This window comes from Chthonomonas calidirosea T49 (genome assembly GCF_000427095.1).
GTDB lineage: Bacteria > Armatimonadota > Chthonomonadetes > Chthonomonadales > Chthonomonadaceae > Chthonomonas > Chthonomonas calidirosea.
This window is the reverse complement of sequence record NC_021487.1, coordinates 708,148-731,529: the sequence shown is the minus strand read 5'-3', so window position 1 is coordinate 731,529 and position 23,382 is coordinate 708,148. Positions and strand designations below refer to the sequence as shown.

Genomic DNA, 23,382 nt, shown 5'->3' with positions numbered 1-23,382 from the left:
ACATGGCTCGATGTGAGGATGCATCTCTGCCTACCTTCTCGGTAGCGCATGAGGGCGCAAGTCCGCATAAAACTCTGTGGCGCACTGCCTTTGAGAGGGAAAGTGGGCTTTATGTTTTGCTTCTCCTCGTGCTAGGGTTGGTTATTCGGCTAGTGCCGGCCTATCTTATTTATGGCTCTTACGATGTGGGGGCTTGGCGCACTGTATTGATGTATCAGGGCATGGGGAAGAATCCCTACCTTACCCACAAGCTGAACTGGCCGCCTTTATGGCCTACCCTCCTGTTGTGGGCTGGCCGATTAGAAGCGGTGTACCATCTGCCCGACTACTTTGCTGTGAAGCTCCCGGCGATTCTCTGTGATGTCGCCGTTGGGTTTGCCCTGTATTTCTACTGCTTTTTTAAAAATTCCGCGTATCCGCATTTGGCTTTTCGACGAGCGCTTTGGTACATTCTTAATCCTGTAGCCATCTTTACCTGTGCCGTACATGGGCAGTTTGACTGTATTCCCGCACTGTTTACCTTGTTAGCCGTTATCGCTCTTGAACGCTGTTCAGAAGAGCGATTTCCGGTTGTTACATCGCTATGGCTCTCATTAGGAGTGCTTGCGCGCACATGGCCGGGGGTGTTAGCGCCACTGTTTCTACCGAGAATTCAAGGTTGGGCGCGGCGGCTTTTGTTTCTCGCAATCGTGTTTGTGCCATCGGCTGTTAGCCTCTGGATACTGTATCTGCAGGCGCCGCACGTTATTTTGCACGATGTTGTGTACTATAGAGGAGATATTGGGGATTGGGGGTTAGCGAGCACGGCGAATCTGTTGCCCACTCGGCCGTGGTGGCGTGCGGTGAACGGATGGATTGTCCGCAAGCTGCTTTATCTAGGTTGGTTGACGCTCTATCTTATCTTTTGGCGGAGGCGCGTAGATATGGGGAAATTGGTCTGTTTGGCGATTGCGAACTACTATGTTTTTACGCCTCATGCCGGGCAACAGCATTTTGAATGGATCGTACCGATGGCCGTGCTGGCCGACATCGGCTGGTTACGTTTCTACACGGTAGTGGCTGGAGCAACGCTGTTGCTCTACTACTATCTCTGGCCGTTCAACGGAGAGCATTTTGACTTTTTAAGCCATCAGCACACCATGTCGTATTATCACAACTATCTTTCGCTGCATGCACACTTTGGCACGACCTTGTTGATGTTACCGCTTTGGGGGTTTTGCGTAGTTTGGTATGGAGCGCTATGGAGGCGCTGTCTTCGGGAAAGCATTTGAAAAATTCCCTGATTGGTGTTATTATGTCCGTAGAGGGGAAGCAGACCTTTTTCTGGACATATGAGCGATCTTTTTGGGGACTTATTTGAAGGGCAAGTTTTAGACGGAAAGTACCATCTTCGCCAACGGATAGGAGTTGGGGGATATGGAGCCGTTTTCTTGGCAGATGAGGTTGTTGCTGGGCGTGTTCTGCGCGAGGTTGTGGTGAAGCTCTTTCGTGTGGCGGAGGAGCACAGAGAGCAGCAGCTGCGCGAGTTGCAGACCTCAACCACGCTTCATCATCCCAACCTCATTCGATATTTTGCTCCTGGTCAGTTCACTTACTCTTTTCAAAATAAGGCGATTCCCATGCTCTATTTGGTGATGGAGCGTGCAGATGAGAGCTTAGAGCAACGGCTGAAGCGGGGTTTACTGACACCTGAGGAAGCGGAAACGCTGTTACGGCAGATGTGCGATGTTCTGCTCTATCTTCACGAACGTCCGGAACACTGGGTGCATCGGGATGTGAAGCCAGCCAATATCTTATGGAGTGAGGGAAGGTGGAAGCTAGCCGATTTAGGTTTGATGCGCGAGCTGGGGCCGCGGGGGGATATGACCACAGCGACTACCGTAATGGGTACCCCGGCCTATGCGCCGCCAGAAGCGTTCCGCAACTATGTGACTCCGGCCTGGGATATTTGGTCGTTAGGCGTGGTGTTGGTCGAGGCGCTCACGGGGCATTTGCCTTTTGAAGGGCAGAGCATTGAGGAGAAGATTCATGCGGTTTTGCACTTACCACCCTCCCATCTTCATCGGTTGCCGGAGCCCTTTCGGACGATTGCAGAGGGGTGTTTAGAGAAGAACCCGCGGGATCGTTTAACTCCTCGAGGCGTATTAGCATTACTGGATGCGCCGCCAAAACCTCCTCAAACGGAGATATCTTGGCGCTCGCTGGTAAAAGCAGCTGCCTTCGGGGGTGGGAGCCTTTTAGTGTTGAGGGGCCTTCTCTCTTTTTGGTTGCCTGGCGGTAGCCGATGGAATCCGTTATTTCTCTTTCCGGAGCGAAGCTCACTCTGGTATGATCCGGTAATACGCAGTTGGTCGCCCTCCTACTTCTATGCGCTCGTGGCACCCTACATGGCCTTTGGAGCTGTTTTGGAGGTAGCTGTTCTTTGGATACTCTACCGAGTTTTGGGGACGTTTGGAAAAACCCAGTGGTTGCTCTTTCCTATCTCTCTGTTGATCTCCTTGGTCTGCATTTTGTTATGTATTGGGGGATTAAGCTTTCTCTTTCATGTGCCACTGGTGACCGCACATGATTCGTTAGGGTGGATTGTATTGGTGCAGCAGGCAACCCTCTTAGGCTTACGCTATCTAGCCTTTGGAGCGGCGCTCTCTGGGCTCCTTTTTGTATCGCTTGGCGACTCGTTGGCGAGCGCCTTTTGCTTTCTTGGCATCACCGTGCCCGCATTAGCGTGGGGGGCACTAGGGGTGATTGGAGGTGCCGTTGTGGGTGGTTTTCGCAAAGGTGCTTTGCCCGAGGTGGAAGAACTGCGGCGTTGGTGGCGTATTGGAACGGCGAGTATTTTAGCTTTGATCGCATTAGTAGCATTAATCGCTCAGAAAACAGTTTTTTCCAACCCAACCTTTGTACAACGGTGGGTTTGGACGACGGAGGGCTCGAGATCACCGGTAACATTGGCGGGCCGTTGGCAGGGAGTGCTTGAAGGGCAACGTGTGCGGGTGATCCTCGAGGCGTTGGGTTCGAATCGTTTTATGGGAAAGATGGAGGGACTTCCTGGACATGTTACGGCGCGGGTGGAGGGGAGGTTAAATGGCAATTCGGTGGTTCTCAAGATCGTTCCGCGTGCTGGTAGGGGGCGTATACGTCAGTTCAAGGGGTATATTGACGCCTCAAGCAAGACGATGCAGGGATGGGAGAGAGAGCGCCAAGGTCGGCGCGTGATGTGGTGGTTAAAAAGGTCGTAGTGTCGGATGATCAAGGGATTCGGTCAGGCGATGGGGCCATACAATAGTATGTGATTTAAGAAAAGTAGGCTTTGGCACAACGTTTTTGGGCGATGAGCAGCAGGAGGAGAGTTATTCCAAAGAAAACTAGCCCTTGATGGAGCCATGATGGATATTGGAAGGGATAGTCTGGAGCGCTCGTGTGATCGTAGACCCATTGGGTACGCAAGAGGTCGAATTTGATGGGGGTTGTGACGGCGACAACAGGGTTCATAAAGAGCAAAGCGACAAAGAAATCTGTAGGATTTTGCAAGGTATTTAAAACGGGGTTGAACACGAAGAGATCGGTGATGAGAAGGAAAAAGAGCAGATAGCCCACGATGAGGCTACGGGTGATAGAGCGTCCGGGTGACGCTTTCCCCGCGGCAAGACAGCCGATGGAGGCAAATAGAAAGAGTGTGGAGAGGAGAGCCACGTGAGCTTTGAGGATAGCGAGCATGTGAACATCCGGTAGTGGATGAAAGGCTCTTTGCAAATAGCTCCAGAACAGAAGGCTGCAAAGCCAACAGAGGAGAGGGAGCCGTAGCTGGGCGAAAAGACGCCCCAGAAGAAGTTCAAAAGGCGTAAGGCCTGTTAGCAAGGAGGCTTTAAAATCAACGGTCTCGACAGCCGCGGGTTGGGCATAAGCGCCTAGCGTGACGCCGGATAAGGGGAGAAGCAAAGCGATGGCGACAAAGGCAGCGGACGCCCACTGTTGTAGCCAGCCACTCCAACGATCTCCCACACTACTTGTATGTTGCCACGGCGTTTCTAACCATAGTTTCTGGAGCCCTAATGCAATGAGAAGCAACAGGCCGAAGAGCAGTGCTGCCGTGCCTGCTTCCTGCCACCAGGCCTTTCCACGCCACTGGCGTTTTACGACAGCGATGAGGGCCTGGGGCCGTGGAGGTCTAACGCTTCGCATCCGGATCAGTGTGCTGTGGCAAAGATGGGGAAGTCTGCTTGGGGACATGGATCGCCTTGAAGATAACTCGTATGGAAGTGCCTCTACGTGGGGTTTTAGCAGGATTGACCATCCAGTCGTTTTGTATTTCCTGCATAGGATTATCTAGGATGGCGGCAGGGTCATGCCAGACAGCTACAAGCGAGCCACAGAGATCGGCCTCGAAACCTTCCGGCAAAATACGAGAGCCTGTAAAGACCCAAGGATGGTGGGGCATTGGGCTTCCTTTGGAACCTTCCATAAGGAGATCTTCCGCACGGACTTGATGTTCGATGCCATTGCGGTCTTCCCAACGCACTAGGATGTCCACCGGATCGCCTTGAGGCGACGTAGGGTCGCCTTGATATCGCAGCACATTTTTCGGTTCGAGGCCTAGCAGCAGGAGGCCCACTTGAAGGTAAAGCGGCCTGACGTTGAGGCGAAGCAAGCTTTCGTAAGTCTTGCCCATGGGGGTAACGGCGAGATATTCTACATCGCCTGAATCCATGTTGATCTCGCCGGGACACGTTAGGGTATGGGCCTTCATGTCAATGAGCAAGGTGCCGAGCCGATAGAGGTTATCCGTGATTTTCTCAATAGGAGCCGCTTTAGCCGCAGAGGCCTTCGGCGTCGGTGGGTTTGCTGGTGGGGGGGAGGCCTGTATGGCTCTCAGATAGGATACAGTACAGAGAATGACACCGCTCAGACCAAAGCAGGATAGCTTGAAAAACCTCATCGTGGCAGGCCTACTTTTGGTAGATCGGCAGTAAACCGGCAGGAACTTGAAGCACGAGAATAGACATCGCAGTGGCATAGACGCCTCCAGCATCCGAGCCGAACGGGGTATCTTCCCAGCTGCCGTTTGCATTCTGGGTGCGAACGAGTTCATCGCGGATGGCGGGGTACCAAGTGCGCCAGAACGTGCCGCCTTCCTGGTAGGCCGCCTGGGTTATGTAGTAGATCGCATAGTGGAAATGTTCCCGATAGAGCCAGAAGTTACGCGCATCGAGAGGATGTTCGGCAAGATAACGAAGGCCGTTCTGACATTCTGGAGTGTTGCTGAGATGGGAGAGATAAAGGGCAAGCACACCGGCGCCGGTTCGAGCCACATTTGATTGATTTTGGCCGATCTGGTAGCTGAAACCGCCGTCGGGGTTGGCAGCACGGCGGATATAGCCGATAGCGCGATCGAGGGTCTCTTTAGAAACGGCCAGTCCTGCGTTTTGGCAGGCCTTAAGAGCCATAAACTCTACAATTGTTACAGAGAGGTCGGCATCGCCTGGACGAGGCATATAGCGCCAGCCTCCATCCAACCAGGGTTGGCCGTTTTGGTTTTGCGTATCTTCCAATAGGCGGATAGCCGCTTCCAATTTCGGTTTGAGCCCGCGTAGGCGCGTCATTCCGTAAACTTCCGCGAGAGCGAGCAGGGCAAAGCCCTGACCGTACATGGGAGGGCCTCCACTGGCGCTGCGAATGAGGCCTGGTGGGGCGAATTGGCCGCTCATCTGTATCTGTTTGGCGAGCCAGTCCACGGCCAGATCGAGGTTGGTGCCGTAGGGACCGCGGCCGGGTTGGTAACCTGCGGAGAGAAAAGCGAGGAGGCAAAGACCGTTAATGGCCACATCTTCAGGGTAGCCTCCACTCGCCCAATGGCCGTCGGGCATTTGCTGAGCGGCCAGGTATTTAAGGCCGCGTTCTACAGCGCGTTCCGATTGTGGCGTGCCAAGGTAGAGGCGCGCCTCGACATCCCAGGGCGATACCGGTCGTTTTGTTCGTTGTTGGCCGGCAAAAGCCGTTATTGTTGTTAAAGAGAGAGAAACAGCAATTAAGAGCGCACTCCAGAAAGAGCGCTTCATTTTCCTTTTTTCTCCGCAAGACTCTCGTAGTATCGGTAGACGAAATCTTGGAACTCGGGTGGGATTTTCTCGCGCCGACCCTGTTGGAGGGCGCGTTGGGCGCGCGGATCAAGAGAGGGCTTGCTGGCCAGCATATTCGGGCTAAGGAGGGCTCCACGCTGAACACCTTCGAGGCGAGTAAAGGGCTGTATTTGTGGTTGGCTACCCGGACGTTGCATAGGGCGTGGAGCGCCTTGCATAGCTTGCTGCATAGCCTGTTGCTGTTGCTGCTGTTGTTGCAAGGCCTGCTGCACCTGTTGTATAGCCTGGTCAAGGCTATGTAGGGCTAGATCTTGCTGTTGCTGAGTAGGACGGCCTGTCTGTTTTTGGCTCAACTGTTGTTCTGCACGTTGCATATGTTGGCCTGCTTGTTGTGCAGCTCTTTGGGCATCGGGCATCTGCTGGAGGTGCTGAGCGGCCTCGTTGGTGATCTCTTGAGTCATCTGCTGGCCTCGATCGAGATGCTCTGCTTGTTGCTGTTGTTGAGGGGTTAGAGAGCGATCGGGCCGTTGGTCGCGCTCTCTGTCTAGTTGCCCGGTTTCTTGGCGAAGTTGATTCTGGAGGGAGCGCCCCAGCATCAGTTCACCAAGGGTTTCCGCCATCTCATCTTGTTGGGCGGCGTTTGCGGCCTCTTGGCTGTTTTGTTGATCGGCCTGCTGCTGCCCGCTACTGTTTTGGGCCTGCATTTGCAGAGCTTTCGCAATGGCATCGAGGGTGCGAGCGGCATTTTCTTGGGCTTGTTGGGTTGAGGCACCAGTGTTTGGCTCGTCCTGATTGAGGTTTTTACTTGCTTTATCCATTTGGCCTGCCGCCATGCGCATAGCACGTTGAAAGGCGGGCGACGGGAATTTTCCTGCCAGTTCGTTGGCTTGGTTTTCGGCTTCCTCTTGACGAGCGCCCACCTGCCTTCGCTCCCGCATGTCGTTGCTGTCGAGGTTGCCTTGTTGAGCCGTCTTATCGAGTCGGCGTGTCGTATCGAGCAGGCCGTGTTGCAGTTGAGCAAGCTCCTGCACCTTTTCGGCAAGTTGTTGGGCGGCTTGAATTTGACGAAGCTGTTGGGCTGCTCTCTTGGCGTTCTGGGCTGCTTTTTGAAGGTCTTGTGCCGCCTGGTTAGCGGGAGACTGGGCTTGCTGCGGACGGTTCTGTTGCAGCTGTTGACCCGATTGCTGAAGGTTCTGTTGGGCGTTTTGTAGGTTTTGTTGGGCTTGGGGCACGCCTTGTAGGGAGTTTTGTGCTTGCTGTGCTTGACGTTGTATCTGCTGCTCTTGACGGCTCAGGGCATGGCTTTGAGAGGAATTAGGGTGCTGCTGAATCTGGTTAGCTACATGCTGTTGCTGTTGGGCTAGCTCTTGGAGGCGCTGAGCCTCTTGCTCGAGTTGCTCGGCGGAGGTCATCTGGTTTTGCTGACCCGCAGCCTGTTGTGCCTCCTCGGCAGCCTTTTGGAGCGCTTGAGCTGCCCGATCCTGGTGCGGAGCCGCATTTTGTGGGTTGTTTCGTTGTAGATTTTGCTGAGCCTGTTGTTGGTTAGATTGCACCTGGCCCTGTTTAAGAGCTTCTTCCGCTTGTTTAAGCGCTTGGGCGGTCTGTTGATCGCCGCGTTCTTGGGCAGATTGCGCTGCGCGCTGCAGTTGCTGCTCGAGTTGTTGTGTCGCTTTGTTGACCTGGGCTTGCTGTTGACGCTCTACCTGCAGGCCCATCTTATCCTCAGGTGCCATCGTCTTGTTGCTCGAACGGAGATCTTCGGCGATGGCTCGGGAGCTATCGGCAAGCTGTTGTTGCTGTTGGGCAAGAGAGGCAGCCTTTTGCGCTAACTGATCGGCTGAGGGGGTACGGGATAGAAGTTGCTGTATGCGATCGAGATCTTTTTGGATGCTGTTTTGTTGCTGACCGGCCTGGTTGAGGTCATTGAGACGCTGCGGGGATTTTGCCGATTCCGCTTGCTGGAGTGTTTGCGCTGTGGAGGGCATTTTCTGGTTGGCTTGGGCTTGGAGGGCATCTACCGCCTGTTGGCGTCGGTTCAGCTCAGAGGGCGTGGCCATTTCGTTATTTTGGAGCTGTTGGGTAAGGTTTTGGACCTCTTGAGCTAAAGACCGAGCCTGTTCGGCGGCTGCCATCTGTGTTTGAGAAGCGCGTGCAATGCGATCGGCGTCGGGACGAAGGCGGGCTTGCTGGGTCTGTTGTTGCGCCTCGTTTTGTGTGCGTCGTAACTCCTCCAGCGCGTGCTGCTCTTCATCTAGCGCTTCTTTCAGCCTCTGCTGCATTTCCGGCAGGCTAACGATGTGGATATGATAGGAGAGCGAATAGGCTGTGTGGGGACCATCCACGGCATCGTTATCTGTGGCGCTTACGTTGTAGGTGATGACGTCGCCCACCTGAGGCCGAATGCTTTCCAAATGCCAGCGCAGGCGAATATCGGCCGAGGGAGTGCCTGTAGGACCTGGCAGGCGAAGCTGATGGAAAGGTAGTCCCTTTGGCACCGCCGTTGAGAGTTGCGTAGGATCTTGATGTGCTTTTTGATAGTTCAGATCCATGTGGTCAATACCGAAGTCATCGGAGGCGTGAGCTACCAACGGCAGCGAGCCGTTGGGCACGAGTTCAAGGTCGGTGGCCGGTCGCAGTATCTGGACGGATGGAGGCTGATCGCGTTCCACTCGAATGGTATAGAGGGGACTATTGGGGTTAGTAAATCCATGCTGATCGGTCAGAATAAAGCGATAGGTGCTGTTTTGCATAACGTTGAAAGCGCCGGAAAGAGTTTTTCCATTAATGTGCCAAAGCGATGGCACCCCGTTGAAGTAACAGAGGGCTGAGCGTAACGGAGTATTCGTAGTAGCGCTCACTTGAATATGTGAGCCTTTGAGAGCGGTGAAACTACCTGTTGGCGCACTGATGATCTGCGTTGGACGATGGGTGTAGGCCGGAAACTGAATGCGCAGGCGGACGTTCACAACGGTAGGAAGCGGCACAACCGTAATATCACGCGTATTTGAACGTCCATCGTTGGCGAGGGCCATGAGAGACACACTTTGTGTGAGATGTGCAAGACGATAACGAAAAAGGGAACTTTTTAGAGAACCAGCAGTTTGTATGCTAGCAGGCTTGTCGAGCGCTATCGTTTGCCAAACGTCGGGCGGGTCGGTTTGCCGATGGATGCGAAGCGTGCATTGGGTGGCCGGTTTGCCCCAGGTTTTAACGGTAATCCATGTGGAAGCCCCTTCAGGCAGGAGGGTTTTTTCGGGAAGCACCTGCAGACGAGTTGCGGCGAAGGGAGCGATATCTTGTTTTGGATAGGAAAGGCGTAGTATCCAAACACCAAAGGCTTGACCGGCGAGCAGGATATGCAGCAACAGAAGAAGGAGGCATGCAAAAGCTACCAGAGCAGCCCGTTGTAATGGAGCGGTATTAATGGCTTTCCGAAAATCGAGGTCTGCTGCGATCTGGTGGGTTTCGTGAAGAAGAGATTGAGCTAGGGTAGGTGAAAAACCGGCGGCGTCGGATGCCAGAGCGGGCATAAGACTAAGGCTGGTAAGAAGCCGCTCTGCAAATACAGGAAAGCGACGTTCCACTCGAACGGCCAATTGGGTGTCGGGCAGTTTGCGAAGCAAGGCAGCGACAAGCGTTATGGCAAGAGAAAGTAGAGCAAGCGCAATAAGAAGATCGTGCCAAACGACACGCCCGATGTAGGAGAGGGTGATGGCGCGGTCAACATAGAACCCTATGAGCACAAAGAGGATAGATAGGCTCAACGTCCAAAAAAGGCCAGCTAGGCCGGTGAGCAGACGATGACGTGTGCGCGCAGCCTGAAGTTTGGCCTGCAATAGGTTATTTGGTGTTTCCATGGCGATAGCCTCATTAGTTCTTATATACGTTAGACGCTAGGGTTTTCTTTAGGTTACCATTGAAGGGCGCACTTATTTAGCCACCGATAGGTTGTTGCAAAAAAACTTGGAGGGGATAGGAGGCGATGAGGCGATCATCGCAGAGAAGACCTGCCACGTGGACCCCCGCCTTGGTAATGGGCACCATGCGCAGATTGAGCCCAATTTGAATAGTTGCAAATGCCGAGCGTTCGAGGCTATGTAGCACGGTTTGCCATTCGAAGGGGAGATCTGGGGTTTCTAGCACGGTGCCGCCGTCTGGGTCGAGCAGCCGCACTCGTAGACGGCGTGGCGTAGCCGATTGCAGGCGAAGGCTAAAGGCCACGGCCATGTTGGCATGGAGTGGCAACTGAGACGTCGTAAGCGCGGAGTAGATGCCAATAAGAGATTGTTTGCGCGTATGTTCTTCTGTGATGACGAGATCGCAGATAACAAAGTAGCTAACTTGTACTTCGTCTTCTTCCGACATAGGGTTTTCCATTTCTTTAGCGATGGCATTTGGTAGAACCTATTGCCATTCAAGATAGGTTCTAATATGGCGGCTATAGCGGGGGCTACGTAGCTTCTGGAGGGCTTTTAGCTCGATCTGTCGGATGCGTTCTCGCGTTAGGCAGAAGTGTCGGCCTACTTCTTCGAGGGTTTTGGGGTCGCCATCTTCGAGGCCGTAGCGCATAATGAGCACCTCACGTTCGCGCTCTTCGAGCATATTGAGGGCATCGGCTAGTTTCTCACGAAGAATGTTTTGAGAGGCGATTTCGGGCAAGGAGCTATGCTCTTTATCCTCCACGAAGTCGGCCAAGCAGCTCTCTTCTCCTTCACCAATAGGCGTTTCGAGCGAGAGCGGTTCAGGGGCGATACGAATAATTTCGGCCACCTTTTCCGGCGACAGGTTCATCGCGCGGGCGATTTCCTCAACGGTTGGCTCACGGCCATTCTCTTGCAGAAGTTGAGACGAGACGCGAACGAGTTTGTTGATCGTTTCTACCATATGAACAGGGATACGGATCGTACGGCCTTTATCGGCGATGGCACGGGTGATAGCTTGCCGGATCCACCATGTAGCATAGGTGCTGAACTTATACCCACGACGATAGTCGAACTTTTCGATGGCACGAAGCAGGCCGATGTTGCCCTCTTGGATCAGATCAGAGAGGGCCATGCCCCGTCCATGGTAGCGTTTGGCAATAGAGACCACGAGGCGCAAGTTCGCACGAGTGAGGGCATCGCGAGCCTGTTGGGCGGCTCGTTTCAGTTCCGGGTCGTCCTTGTTTTCGCGAGCACGCAGAATGCATTGAGCGAGACGTATCTCTTCTTCCACCGTGAGAAGAGGAAATTTTCCTATTTCACGTAACCAGGCGTGCACCGAGTCGTCGGGAGTAAAGGTTTCAACATCGTCGGAGAGTTGTGTGTCGGGGTAAGGCAGAGAAGCTATCTCTTCATCGCAAGCAAAAAGCCCCTCATCGCCGTCATCGGGATCGGGCCAAGGCTTGGCATTTTCGACACCGGGCAGTAGGTCTCCGGGTTGGAGACAAGGAAGGGTTTGGATATCCTCTTGAAGGGGTAGAGGAACCATTTCGGCTTCTGTGTTGGTGGGCTTAACCTTTCTCTCGGAGGCCAGGCAGACTTGCTGGCCGTTTAGGGAAAGCGAACGACGGCGTTGTTTTCGTGTTTTTGTCGTATCGTCCGACGGATAGGTTGTATCTGCGGCGGCGCCGGTCATGCTCACACTCTCCTTCAGAGGGGGCGCATGAGGCTCTGCATCTAAAGATTCGGCGCTTTGTTAAGAGAGCCTCGGATGAGGCGCACCTTCTGGTGATACTGTTCGAGGAGGTCTCGACGTTCAGCCTCACTCACGGCCTGTTGCAGTCGCTGAGCAAGCTCACGCTTCTCTCGTTCCAACAGGTAACTTTGCAGTTGTTGGAGGCACCCATCTACCACCTCTGATCGTAACGCTTCATTCGACACGAGGTAAGCAGAATCCTGCAAGATTTCTAGCAGAAATCGGGAAAACGGAAAAGAATTTTGCGAGCTTGTTTTCTCACTGCTTTGCGCTTCTTCAGCAAGTGCCCGATCGAGGAGGGGGCGCGGGTCTATGGTGCCGTCGGCTTGCGGAGGTGTATGGGCGATCCAGTCCAAAAGCTTGACGCCGTAGGGAGTCACCATCAGCTCAGGACGCAGGTATTCCAGAAGGCGCAGCCGCCATTCGGCGCTGAAGAGAGCCCGCAGCAGCTGGCGTTCTGCTTTTTCTACCCGACTAAGCTGTTGCGGTGGTAACGGTTCCTGGACGTTTGACGGGCTCTGCGGGGTGCTAGACGGGCCACGCTTTGTGGTTCGCCCAGGCAGGGCATTGCGTAGAGAAGACGCTGGCGCCTGTGGTAGCGATGTGGGTCGAAATGCGGGCAAGGGGGGTTGCTCTCGAAGGGGGCCTCTGTTCGCTTCCTCAGTAAGCGGGTAGCCTAGTGTTCGGGGGGCTTGGCCTCCTCGAAGATGGAGGGCTGCCGTCTCGATATCGGCCAATATCTGTTCGATGACCCGCTCAACTCCCGTCTTTCCAAAGAGCGGATGAAGAAAGGCAATGCGATCAGCATAGCGCGCTCGTACCGATAGCTTTTCAACGGTAGCGAGGAGGGCTATCGCTTCGGCGAGGGCATCGCTTCGGCCTGTTTCCGTTTGCACGTTGTGCCTTTCCAAAATGCGTTCCAGAAGAAAATCTATGCGTGGAACGGCATGATCGAGGGCGCGTTGAAACTCTTCGATCCCGTTTGGCTGTTGTAAGAGAGAGGCGGGGTCTTCCCCTGTAGGTAGGCGCGCGACGCGCACTTCGGCACCCTCGATGCCAAGACTTTCCCAGATAATGGCGGCACGAAAGGTGGCGCGTAGACCGGCCTCATCGCTATCGTAACAAATAATAACTTTGGGGCTATAGCGAGAGAGAATACGCGCGTGATGTTCGGTAAACGCAGTGCCTAATGTGGCTACACATTGGGTGAAACCGGCTTGATGGGCTGCGATCACGTCGAGATAGCCCTCTACAAAAACCGGCGGCACGTCGCGTGCAAGCTTGCGACGCGCAAAATGGAGTCCATAAATAACGCGTGATTTATCGAAGAGAAGGGAAGCATCGGAGTTGATGTATTTTGCTGGCTCTGCGGGGTCTAATGCGCGCCCTCCGAAGCCAATAATGTTGCCGCCAATATCGTGGATAGGAAAGGTAATGCGATGGCGAAAGGTATCGTAAAAGCCGCTTCCCTCAAGTTTTCGCGATTTGATCAACCCCAAAGCGGCGGCTAAGGAGAGGTCGGCGCCCTTCTTTTTTAAATAGGTAAGAAGGGCATCCCAACTCGCGGGGGCATAGCCTAGCTCCCAAAGCTTTTGCGTTTCGTGGAGCACGCCGCGGTTCAGCAAATAGGCTTTGGCCTCTTCATGCTGCTGCAGCTGTTGGCAGAAGAACTCTAAGGCAAGGCGGTTAAGCGCCAGCATCTGCTCGCGTCGGCTCGTGCCCTCACCGCTTAGGCGATGTCGGTCGAATGGAATACCTGCCCTTTTGGCCAACCACTCCATGGCTTCGAGGAACTCCAGATTCTCCATTTTCTGGATGAATTTAAAAACATCCCCTCCCTCACCACATGCATAGCATTTGTATATCTGTAAGGTGGGGCTAACGTGGAAGGAAGGGCGTTTGTCATCGTGGAAAGGACAAAGCCCCTTGTAGTCTTTGCCTGCCCGTTGCAGGCGAACGTAGGTGCCGATAACGTCTACAATGTCGTTATGAGCGCGTATCTCCTCTTTTAAAGCTTGTAGATCGCGAAGCATAGGTTCCTACTTTATTTAAAGGCATAAAGCTCTTTGAATTTGGTCTGCAGGTAAGCGAGGTAGGGAGCCGCAGAGAGGGGCTTGCCGGTTGCGCGGATAACGAGCTCTTGTGGCAGGAATTTACGGCCATAGACGTGGATATGCTGACGCAGCCATTGAAGAATAGGCGAGAACTCTCCCTGTTCGATAAGCGTTTCTAGGTTTGGAAGGTCTTGTAGCATCGCCTCCCTCAGCTGGGCTGAGAGCAGGTTGCCGATGGTGTAGGTGGGGAAATAGCCGATAAGCCCCTCAGCCCAGTGGATATCTTGGAGGCAGCCTAGCGCATCGTTGGGCGGTGTAATGCCGAGATACTCCTGCATCTTCGCGTTCCAAGCATCGGGTAAGTCCCTAACCGACAGCGTGCCGTCGAGTAGTTGGGTTTCTAACTCGAAACGAAGGAGGATATGGAGGTTATAGGTGACCTCATCGGCCTCTACGCGAATAAAGGAAGGCTGGACACGGTTAATGGCTTGGTAGAGTTCCAAAGCGTTCAAGTTTGCGAAGGGATCGGGAAAGACCTCCTGAAGCCGCGGCAAAATCCATTTACAGAAGGCGTAGCTACGGCCGACCATATTTTCCCAAAAGCGGGACTGACTTTCGTGCACGCCCAGACTTGCGCCTCCAGCGAGGGGGGTAGCCTCGTAGGCTTCAGGCGTTCCTTGGTCGTACATGGCATGCCCAGCCTCATGAATCGAGGCAAAAAGCGCCTTGATGAGCAGATGCGTATCAAACCGGGTGGTAATACGTACGTCATCGCGAGAGAAGCCAGAGCAGAATGGGTGAGGGGCAGGATCTTGGCGACCCCTGGTGAGGTCATAACCCAGAGCTTGCACGACCTCTTGTGTAAAGGTATGTTGTTTTGCAATAGGGAAATCGCCCTGCAGGCAGGAATCATCAAATTGGCGTCCTGTCTCGGCGATATTTTTTACAAGCTCGACGAGAGCAGGTTTAAGGGAATCGAAAAGAGCCACCGTATCGTTATAGGTCATGCCCGGCTCGTAAAGATCGATAAGTGCATCGTAAGGGTGGTGTTGATAGCCGAGGCTTTCCGCCTTTTGCCGAGTGAGCGCAAACATCTTTTCGAGGGCGGGGGCAAAAAGCGAAAAATTGTTCTCACGTCGTGCTTGTACCCAAACTTCATGAGATTGGGCTTGATGTCTGGCTAGCTCCTCAACGAGGGCTGCCGGTATTTTTGTGGCTTGATCATAATCACGGCGGGTAACGCGTACGAGCCGCACTTCATCGCTATCCGGATCGGCTTCTGTGAGCTCCGATTCACATTTGGCGAGCAGCTCGGCCGTCTTTTGAGAAGTAAATAGGTTATGTATAAAGGATTCAAGGGTTGCCATCTGTTCAGCGCGCGCGTTTGTTGCCTTAGGAGGCATCATGGTTTGTTGATCCCATGACAGCAGACCGCCGATCTGTTGGAGGCGCGTGATGGATGCGAGGTAGCTTTTTAATTGGTCGAGAGCATGGGTCAAGGCTTTCGTCTCCTTTAACGTGATGATACCGAAGAGGGTTGAGGGGGCAGAAAATGAGCAAGCGTCTTGTCGAGTTCCGTGCCGAGAAGCTGCTCTCTACCTGCCAGAATGCGCCCACTATCGCCATCAATGAGGATAGGGTAAGGCACGATATGGATGAAATAGAGCTGGGCTTCAGCTGTTTCCCAATACTTTCCGTCGTAGACTTCTGGCCATGTCATATGGTGTGCTGTGAGGAAATCCTTCAGCTGCTTTCGATAGTTGGCCGGCTCGATGCAGATACCTAAAATCTCAAGGCCTTTGGAGTGGTATTTTTTATAAGCGGCGATTACATACGGAAGTTGTGCTTGACAATGGGGGCACCAGGAGCCCCAGAAGTAGAGCAGCACGCGTTTCCCCCGGTAGTCTTGTGGGAAATGGACGAGGGTGCCGTTAAGCGTTGTGGCGGTGAACGCAGGGGCTATTTGCCCGATGCTTAGATCGGGTGGAGGGGGAATCTCTGGAACCGATTTTGGGGAGCGCTCCACCACCACCGTGCTGCCGTCGTAGTCAGGGATAGTAAGTTGATAGGTGATCCCGCCGATGTTAAATGGTCGGTCGGCACGATAGATCTCGCCGCGGGCGTCAATTTTGCCATTATGGTTCACGTCAATGAGAAGGAGGCTGCCGGGAAAGGAGGCGCTAACATCGCATTTGAAGTCGCCTCGGGCAAGGAGGTCGTAGAGGTAGGCTGTATATTTGACGTTATTGAGGATAAGTTCCCCTTTACGAATATAGTCGGGAAGGTAGATCAGATACTGGCCGTAGGCGGCCGCATTGGGATCGTTGGGGTCGAGCAGGATGAAATGCATGGGAAGATCTACGACGTGATCGGGGCTGTAGTGCACATGAAGCACCGCATCGCCCTCGTAGCGCGTGAGCTGTTGGCCGTTTGCTGCCTTATAGGGAAACGTTTTCCATTGGACGGGCGGATCGTTGGTAAGGTCGCCATCGAGGTCTGCGTCCACAATGAGAATAGGTGGTTTATGGGGTGGAAATTGAACGAGGGCGACGTAGTCTATCTCTTTGCCATTAGGCCAAAGTGGAATGAAGGCAAAGTAGGGATTGACGAGATTGGAAGGCAGTTTTGTGACCTGAGGCGGACATTGTGGGAACAGCGGAGCGCGTCTTGGTGTGGTTTCTGGAACAACTTCGCGAACTTCAGGGCCGGTAACGAGATCGAAATGGAACGTATCGGCTCGGCAAGGGAGGGAAGTTGCGAGGAGTGATCCTCCCAAGAGGACGATGGAGATAGCGCGGCTGAAGGAAGAGCCTGCCTTCTGTTTGGCGATAAGAAGGCGATTAAGAAAGCAAGTTAAGGCGCTGTTGAGGTTTATCATCATCCTCATCTTCTTGAGCTCCGGTAAACTGTTTACTAAGCCGCACATCGCGTTGGGATTGGTAGCTAGAGCCGGCCTGGGCGCCATAGAGAAATTCAGGCTCTTCGGTGCAGCGCAGGAGATGAATGCGAAAGAGGGGTTGTCCATCTTCAATAAGGAAGGGGACATCACGGCTGCGCACTTCGAGCACCACAGCAGCTGCCGTTTCGGTGGCCGGGAGAGCAGCGGCATAGCCAAATCCGCTATCAAAAAAGCCCGCATAGTGGGTACGCAGCTCTCCGCTGCCGGCGTCGAAGGCCACCATCTCCGCACAGATAGTGGGTGGGAGGCAAACAAGCTCACGAGAGCGAAAGATATAGAACTCGTCCGGCTCCAGGATAATGGGCTTTCCGTCGGCGTAGAGTCGATCCCAGTAGTGGCGTTTGCGCGCTTGACCAATGGCGCGGAGGTCAATGGGAGGGGTATTCTTGCGCGCTTGATAGCCGATGGTAGCCTGTCGGCCTTGGCCGCTATAACGTGGGAGGTAGATAGAGAGGAGGATTCCGTTAGAGATGGCCAGATCTCGGGAGCGGAGCGGCAGCAGTTCGGAACTGAGAATGATGGGAACCTCATCGAGAAGAGCGCGGGTTTCCTCGGCAGAGAGGCGGGGTTCACCGGTTTGGAAACGTATTTGTGCGAGAGCGTCACCCGCGCGTACTCGGATAGCAAACGAGCGCGGTACCACTTCCAGGTAGAGGGGGCCTTGATAGCCCTGTGGGGTTTCGTCGAAGGCGACCCCATGTTCCGTAACGAGACGGCAAAATACGTCAAGGCGTCCTGTGGTGGATTTCGGGTTCGCGCGGCCACGCACGTTTTGTGGCAAGGCAAGGCGTTCCATCAAAGGAAAGATGTAGACCTGATTTCTCTCTAGGACCACGCCCTCCTCCGGAAGACAGAAACGGTACCAACCGAAGCGTGCCAGTTTTTGTGCCATTCCCTCTTCGCCGGGGAGAAAGCTACATTGAACCCGATAGCCCACTGTGCCCAGTCGCAGATCGAGGCTATTAGGCTGGATTTGGCCGGATCGAAGCGGCTCTTCGGCATCGATCCAGCCTTTTTCGAAAGCCTGACGTATCCACTGAGCCGGAAAAACCCCATTATTGGGGTCTGTGTAGTTCCTCATACAAAGTTTGGATCGGTGACGCGTTGGGTTTCAACGTTCGTTTTCGCTTTCGATGCTGCTTTCAGCTGCTCGATAAGCTGGTCGTAGGCCGCCCTATTGACGGGTAGTTCTACAGGGCTTTGGGTTTTACTGGAGAGAATGATGCCATTAATGAGCTCCATAGCATTTAAGCCCTCTTCTCCTGGAGCTAGCAGCGGCTCATTATAGAGGATGGCACGGGCGAAGTTCTGGGTAATCGCGGCATGACCTTTAAGGGGTTTTTCCTCTGGTAGGGTGACCGGCTCTTCGGTGACTTTGGGGCTGCCCCACATCTCTTTGGTGGTGTAGGTAAATTCACGAATGGAGCTTTCAACGCGAAAGTACTGGAGGCGGCTACCATGAATAACGATCTTGCCGCGATCGGCACAAATCTCGAGTAGATTGTGATTCGGAACCTCCATTGTGGAGGCATAGAGGTAGCCATGGGCCCCATTTTTATAGGTAAGGAACGCATAGGCCTCATCTTCCACTTCAATGTCGTGAAGACGCGTGCGGGTCGTGCCGATAAGCGATGCAGGAAGTCCGGCGAGCCAGCAAAACAGGTCAAGGTAGTGAGGGGCTTGATTGATCAGCACGCCACCTCCTTCACCCGCCCATGTGGCACGCCAGCCACCGGAGTTGTAGTAGGCTTGGCTGCGATACCAACCCATAACGAGGCTTGTACGATAGATTTCGCCAAGTGCACCGCTCTCAACGATCTGTTTTGCCGCGAGGTGATGCGGCTCGGAGCGCATCTGGTACATGATGCCGAATTTGCGGCCGGAACGGCGAGCGGCAGCGATCATTGCGTCTGCGGCAGAGACGGTGACGGCCAGCGGTTTTTCGGAAAGCACATGGATACCCCGTTCAAATGCATCTATGGCAATAGGAGGGTGGAAATAGTGAGGGGTTGCGATGATCACTGCATCTACAAGGCCGCTTTCCAGCAGCGCAAGGTGGTTGGTAAAGCCGGGGACGCCAAACTTTTCAGAGGCTGCCTTCACGGCCGCCTCATCGGCATCGGCCACCGCCGTAAGCTTTGCTTCGGGGATTTTGGAAAGCATGTTGCAGTGTCCTGCTCCCATCCCTCCTACACCGATCACCCCAAAGCGAACAACTTCACTAGTCATAGAGAAAACTCCTTACCTTAAGCATAGAATCTACCTGTTTTTTCGCCGTTTCTGCGACAATTCCCTGCTTTGAGGAGGGTGTCTCTCCGATGTTGAAGCACAGCAAGGCCTTATCCATCGCGTCATTGGCGGCGATAAGGGGTAACAGCTGTGGAGGGATCGGGGTGCCCTACGATTGCGGGACGGCGTAGAGCCAGCGGCCGGAGTGGGCAGATGTTAAGGTAAAGACAAGAACGTCCCCTTCGATGCGGACCGGCAGGGCATCGCCACGACTGCCAGGCTGAGGGCCTTCGACAAAGAGCTGTACCTCTCGCAGCGATTGGAGAAGAGGGATTCGAACCGTGCCTTCACCGACAGCAAAAATACGGAGAATGGCCCCATGTGGCACCCGACACTCGGGAGGTACGGGTGCCCAGGCGACTAGAGGCATGGGGGTATCCGCAAAAACGGTTGTATGTCCATCCACCTCGATGCGGTTGGCGTTCCGACCGGCAAAAGCAACCATGCGATGACGATCGTCAACGCGGAAAGTAACCGCCAGGTCACCTTCGTAGGTTATCGTGTGGCCATGAACATGAAAATTTTTTAGCTGCAGTTGTGAGGAAGGTAGCGGATGTTGCTGCAGGTAGTCCTGATCCGCTTTAGGATCTCGTGCAAAACCGCCTTGCCATAGCTCAGGCGTGTGTCGAAAATGCCGCGCGATAGCGATCGCTCCGTTGGGGAAACGACAGCAAAGGTAATCGGTTGTGCGCGAAAGGTACTCGGTGTTGTCGTTCGTGTGGGCAAAGCGGCCGGTGGGTGGATAGGCGCCGAGGGCCGTAAGCACCTCGAACCAGTTTCGCGTTTCGTAGCCGAGACTGGCTGCCTGATCGTCTCGAGGGCGATAGCCGAGGAAAACGGCGGAGCCACCGTTCGGAAACGAGCGGTGTGTGCCAACAACCTGGTTTTGAACGGAAGCAATCGCCTCGACGCTCTTCTGAGGAATGACGGGATAGATGCGATCGGGAAGCAGGTGGGTAAGAATGATCTGCGGGCTAACGTTTTTGAGTAGGCCGGCGAAGCGAACTTCCCTTCCTGGCACCATCTTGCCCCATTCTTGAGAGGGGGTGTAGGAGACCCCGAAGATCTCGCTCCATGTGGTAAGGATAGGTTGCCCCTCATTCGAGAGCAGAGGAGGCGGGCCTGACCAGATGACACGTCCTCCTGCTTGCAACATCTGCCGAATCAGGGAGAGGAGTTGCTGCGAGGGAAACGGTTCAAAAAGGGTAACCAGTGTGGAAAAACGTCGGCCTGCCATCTCGATAGCGCCGCCGACAACTCTGCCCCTTTCTAAAAGTTTGGCTTGGGTCACGTAGTTTGCGTAGCCATAGAGCGTCATCCAACTGCCAAAACGCTCTTCTACAGCCACAAGATCTATAGGATAGAGCATAAGGACATCTACATCGCGATGTTGCATGTCTTGAACCATGCCGTAGAAAGGAGAGCCGGCGTCTCCATAGGTATCTACCAAAGCGCCTCTTCGGTCGGCCACGGGCCCTGGCATTCCCCAGTAGGCAGCGTACGAGTAAGGGATGGTGTTAAGGATACCGGTTGAGCAGGCGAGGGCAAGTGCGAAGTAGTCACGATCGGCGTAGCCGCCTTCGGCATGATCGTTGCCGTTGCCGGTGAGGAAGTCGCCCCAAGAGAAGTAGTCGTAGCAGGCTGCTGCCGCCTGCTGAACGGTATTCGACCAGACGAAGTTTGAGGTGTACTCGTATTTTGCCGGGTTGTCGGGCTCCTGTCCTACCCGCCAGTAGTCAATGGTAGGGCTTTCGGCCCAGGTAGCATGCGCTCGTGCCTCAAGAGGATGTCCCATCCGCTGTTCGGCATGGCGCTTCGCTTCGGTAAAGAGGGCGACAACGCCATCTTGCAGGAGATGATAGTAGCGGGCACGAAAAAGCGCGGTGGCATGGATATCCTCTGGTGTTGAGCCAAAGACGTGCATCGCTCCCTCTTTTGCGGTGAGGTCGAGCGCCTTATCCTCTTGACCATGGACGAAATAGAGCAGATATTTTGCAAAATCCTGGTACTCGTTACCATATTTGGCGGCAAAGGCACGAACCAGGCCTGGACTCACGTAGCGCATGGCGAATTCGCCATGATCGTGATGATGGAAGTAGTCCCAATCTTGCTGGATATGCATCTCATCGGAGTAAAGCCCGTTCAGCTTTACTCCCGCGTCTACATAGCGGTCCACGAGGTTTTTTAGGTAGGGAAGCGCCTTTTCACTAAAGTAGTCCATTTCTGGGGTGCGATAGATTTGGACGACGAGAACGCGATCGAGAGGGCCGATGTCGGTTTGGCCTCTTCCATAGATCCGCACGCGCACGGCCTCGACGCTGCCTTCGGTGGGACCCATAATCTCGACGTGGGCTGTGTCTGTGATCTCCACAATGGTTTTCGGGTCTACAACGAGATAGGGGGTGCCGTAGAGGGGGTTTTGACGGAAGGCGAAAACGCGCACGCCGGCATCTTCTACGCGGATGGGGCCTTTGTTGTTGGTCCAGCGCTGTTGTCGCCAAAGCTGAACGCTGTAGGCACCAGTGGCTGGATCGCGCAGGCCTTTTCGGTAGTGCATCCAGATGCCCGATTCACCGGTCTGCTTCACGTAGGAGGGGCCAATTTCCAGGGGACTGAGCAGGCTAAGCTCTAACGCAAGCCCATACTTTTGAGCGAATTGGCCGATGGTCGCAATAAGTTTGATATACTCTTCGCTATCGGGCATTAGCTTGCGAGGGGCATTTTGGCCCGGGCGATATTGAGTGAAAAACTGGTCGAAGGCGACGATAAGGGTACGATGGCCGGCTGCTTGAGCTGCTTCACAGACGGAACGGAGGCTCTGCATCCGTGGAGTCGTATCTAGGCTGAGGTTGATAGGCTGATCGGGGTCTCGTGCAAGGGTTTCTAGCTCTTGGTCGCTGACCAGAATAATGCTCGATTTTGGTAAGAGGAAGCTCCAGGGGCCTGGAAAGGCAACAAGAGGGGTGTTGTTAGACACAGAACTCGTCATAACCTGCTCCTTTGCAAAACCATTGCCAGAGAACAAGAAGAGGCCGCTCCAGGCCGCACTGCCCAAGAGGGCGCGACGTGATAGAACACGCGGGTTTTGGGCGCCGTCTGGCCGTTGTCTTGAAGTCATCGGTTGCGCCTACTTGCTTGTTCTGGGGCCAATAGTCTGTTGAACGGCACGCACCGGCCCGATCCAGATGGTGTTCTGCTGCTCGGGTTGACCGAACAAGAAAGAGACGTCGGCGAGGATCAGAGTCGTAAGTTGGCCGGTATCTATGGGGTGGTTCAGGGCCTCTTGCGAGTCGGGCTCGGGCTGCATGGCGGCGATGTTGACCGAGACGGTTGTTGGTTTGGAATCGCCCGGAATGTCTACGAGCTGGAAATAGCGAGCCCCATCCTTCATCTGAAGCGAAACGGCAAGGCGGACCCCCTTTTCTGCAGCCGCCTGAAAGACGATGCGATCGGTATTCTCCATTGCGACGCGATGGAGGTCGTGTAGCAGCAGGATAAGGCGGGTGGGACCTTGTTGATAGTGAACTGCGATAGCGTGGCCAGGAAAAGGAGGATGGAGATCGTACTGCATCTCTTGCGAGCCGATGAGGAGCCAATGGATGATCTCTTCATTAAGTGGGTCAATCCAGACACCTTTTTCGTCATCCGGTAGCTTTGGAGGTGGAGCTGCAGCTATATTGGAGAGCGCCTCAAAATCGGCGAGGCGAAACGTATATTGGCCGGAGCTAGGCTGCAGCAGGCCCACCATTTGGGGATCGGTGCTCATGAAGGAAGTAAGTAAGGTATTCATCGGAACGATGCCAATGGCCTCTACCTGATCCAGGTCGAGCTTCCCGTCGGGGTCTGGCGGGTCGCCTTTATTATCGGAAAGCCAAAAGTCTTTGGGGTAGAGGGTGATGGACTGCCAGGTTTTAGGTGGGAGCCAAAATATCTGTAGATAGCGGCCACCCTGATGTTCGGAGAGAACGCAAATAAAGGGGGCACCGATATCGCTGTAGGCTTGAAACCGGATGGCTTGAAGAGCGGCGAGCGTGCCCGGTTTCACAGGGCGAATGAGCGCCTGAAAGGGCAGTGCGTTGTTGGCCTCCTGCTTTTGAGGATTCACGGTGTAGGTAAATACCAGCGCCCCTTTTGCATTGGGTGGAAGCTCGGTAGCCTGATGAGTTACGCGGATGCCGACACCCCCCAGGTTCGTCCACGGAGCCGTATTCTCCGTGAAGGTGTCGGTGAGAAGAGCTGTTGACTGGGCTTTCGACGCAGAGCCAGCCAAGCAGAAGGCTAGCGCGATCAGTAGGGAAGTTTTTAAGTTCATCGTTTTGTGTCCTTC

Annotated in this window: 15 protein-coding genes; 2 read left to right on the top strand and 13 right to left on the bottom strand. The window is 54.3% G+C overall.

What is annotated here, in order from left to right; all coding sequences use genetic code 11:
* The first annotated feature begins 2 nt into the window (after positions 1–2).
* Both CCALI_RS03200 and CCALI_RS14775 read left to right on the top strand, forming a co-directional pair.
* Positions 3–1,271 (top strand): hypothetical protein, encoded by a 1,269-nt coding sequence (locus tag CCALI_RS03200; RefSeq protein ID WP_016482035.1) that lies wholly within the window; start codon positions 3–5, stop codon positions 1,269–1,271.
* Between the two features lie 60 nt (positions 1,272–1,331).
* Positions 1,332–3,239: a serine/threonine-protein kinase gene (locus tag CCALI_RS14775; protein ID WP_016482034.1), complete on the top strand. Its 1,908-nt coding sequence runs from the start codon at positions 1,332–1,334 to the stop codon at positions 3,237–3,239.
* 55 nt (positions 3,240–3,294) lie between these two features.
* Here the strand turns inward: CCALI_RS14775 and CCALI_RS03190 are convergent, their stop codons facing one another.
* From CCALI_RS03190 to CCALI_RS03130, 13 genes are all read right to left on the bottom strand, one after another.
* Complete coding sequence (locus CCALI_RS03190; protein WP_016482033.1) at positions 3,295–4,230, bottom strand: hypothetical protein; 936 nt, start codon at positions 4,228–4,230, stop codon at positions 3,295–3,297.
* A complete protein-coding gene (locus tag CCALI_RS03185; RefSeq protein ID WP_016482032.1) occupies positions 4,169–4,936 on the bottom strand; it encodes a YdjY domain-containing protein in 768 nt (255 codons plus the stop codon). Before CCALI_RS03185 ends, CCALI_RS03190 begins: the two co-directional genes overlap by 62 nt.
* Before the next feature lie 10 nt (positions 4,937–4,946).
* A complete protein-coding gene (locus CCALI_RS03180) occupies positions 4,947–6,056 on the bottom strand; it encodes a prenyltransferase/squalene oxidase repeat-containing protein (protein ID WP_016482031.1) in 1,110 nt (369 codons plus the stop codon).
* A complete protein-coding gene (locus CCALI_RS03175) occupies positions 6,053–9,934 on the bottom strand; it encodes a coiled-coil domain-containing protein (protein WP_016482030.1) in 3,882 nt (1,293 codons plus the stop codon). Before CCALI_RS03175 ends, CCALI_RS03180 begins: the two co-directional genes overlap by 4 nt.
* Positions 9,935–10,010: 76 nt before the next feature.
* On the bottom strand, positions 10,011–10,442 hold the full coding sequence (locus tag CCALI_RS03170) for a DUF6941 family protein (RefSeq protein ID WP_016482029.1): 432 nt from the start codon (positions 10,440–10,442) through the stop codon (positions 10,011–10,013).
* A 39-nt stretch (positions 10,443–10,481) separates the two neighbouring features.
* Positions 10,482–11,693 (bottom strand): RNA polymerase sigma factor RpoD, encoded by a 1,212-nt coding sequence (gene rpoD / locus CCALI_RS03165; protein WP_016482028.1) that lies wholly within the window; start codon positions 11,691–11,693, stop codon positions 10,482–10,484.
* Positions 11,694–11,734: 41 nt separating this feature from the next.
* Positions 11,735–13,786: a DNA primase gene (gene dnaG / locus CCALI_RS14770; protein WP_016482027.1), complete on the bottom strand. Its 2,052-nt coding sequence runs from the start codon at positions 13,784–13,786 to the stop codon at positions 11,735–11,737.
* Positions 13,787–13,797: 11 nt separating this feature from the next.
* Complete coding sequence (locus CCALI_RS03155) at positions 13,798–15,306, bottom strand: carboxypeptidase M32 (RefSeq protein WP_016482026.1); 1,509 nt, start codon at positions 15,304–15,306, stop codon at positions 13,798–13,800.
* A gap of 14 nt (positions 15,307–15,320) precedes the next feature.
* Positions 15,321–16,688, bottom strand: coding sequence for a peroxiredoxin family protein (locus CCALI_RS14765; protein WP_172636620.1), 1,368 nt, complete (start codon positions 16,686–16,688; stop codon positions 15,321–15,323).
* Complete coding sequence (locus tag CCALI_RS03145; protein ID WP_016482024.1) at positions 16,648–17,847, bottom strand: 2'-deoxycytidine 5'-triphosphate deaminase; 1,200 nt, start codon at positions 17,845–17,847, stop codon at positions 16,648–16,650. Before CCALI_RS03145 ends, CCALI_RS14765 begins: the two co-directional genes overlap by 41 nt.
* Complete coding sequence (locus CCALI_RS03140; RefSeq protein WP_016482023.1) at positions 17,844–18,995, bottom strand: Gfo/Idh/MocA family protein; 1,152 nt, start codon at positions 18,993–18,995, stop codon at positions 17,844–17,846. The genes CCALI_RS03145 and CCALI_RS03140 overlap by 4 nt, the downstream gene beginning before the upstream one ends.
* Before the next feature lie 169 nt (positions 18,996–19,164).
* Positions 19,165–22,173, bottom strand: coding sequence for a hypothetical protein (locus tag CCALI_RS03135; RefSeq protein ID WP_155850462.1), 3,009 nt, complete (start codon positions 22,171–22,173; stop codon positions 19,165–19,167).
* A gap of 9 nt (positions 22,174–22,182) precedes the next feature.
* Positions 22,183–23,367, bottom strand: a complete 1,185-nt coding sequence (locus CCALI_RS03130) for a hypothetical protein (RefSeq protein ID WP_016482021.1) — start codon at positions 23,365–23,367, stop codon at positions 22,183–22,185.
* Between the last annotated feature and the right edge of the window lie 15 nt (positions 23,368–23,382).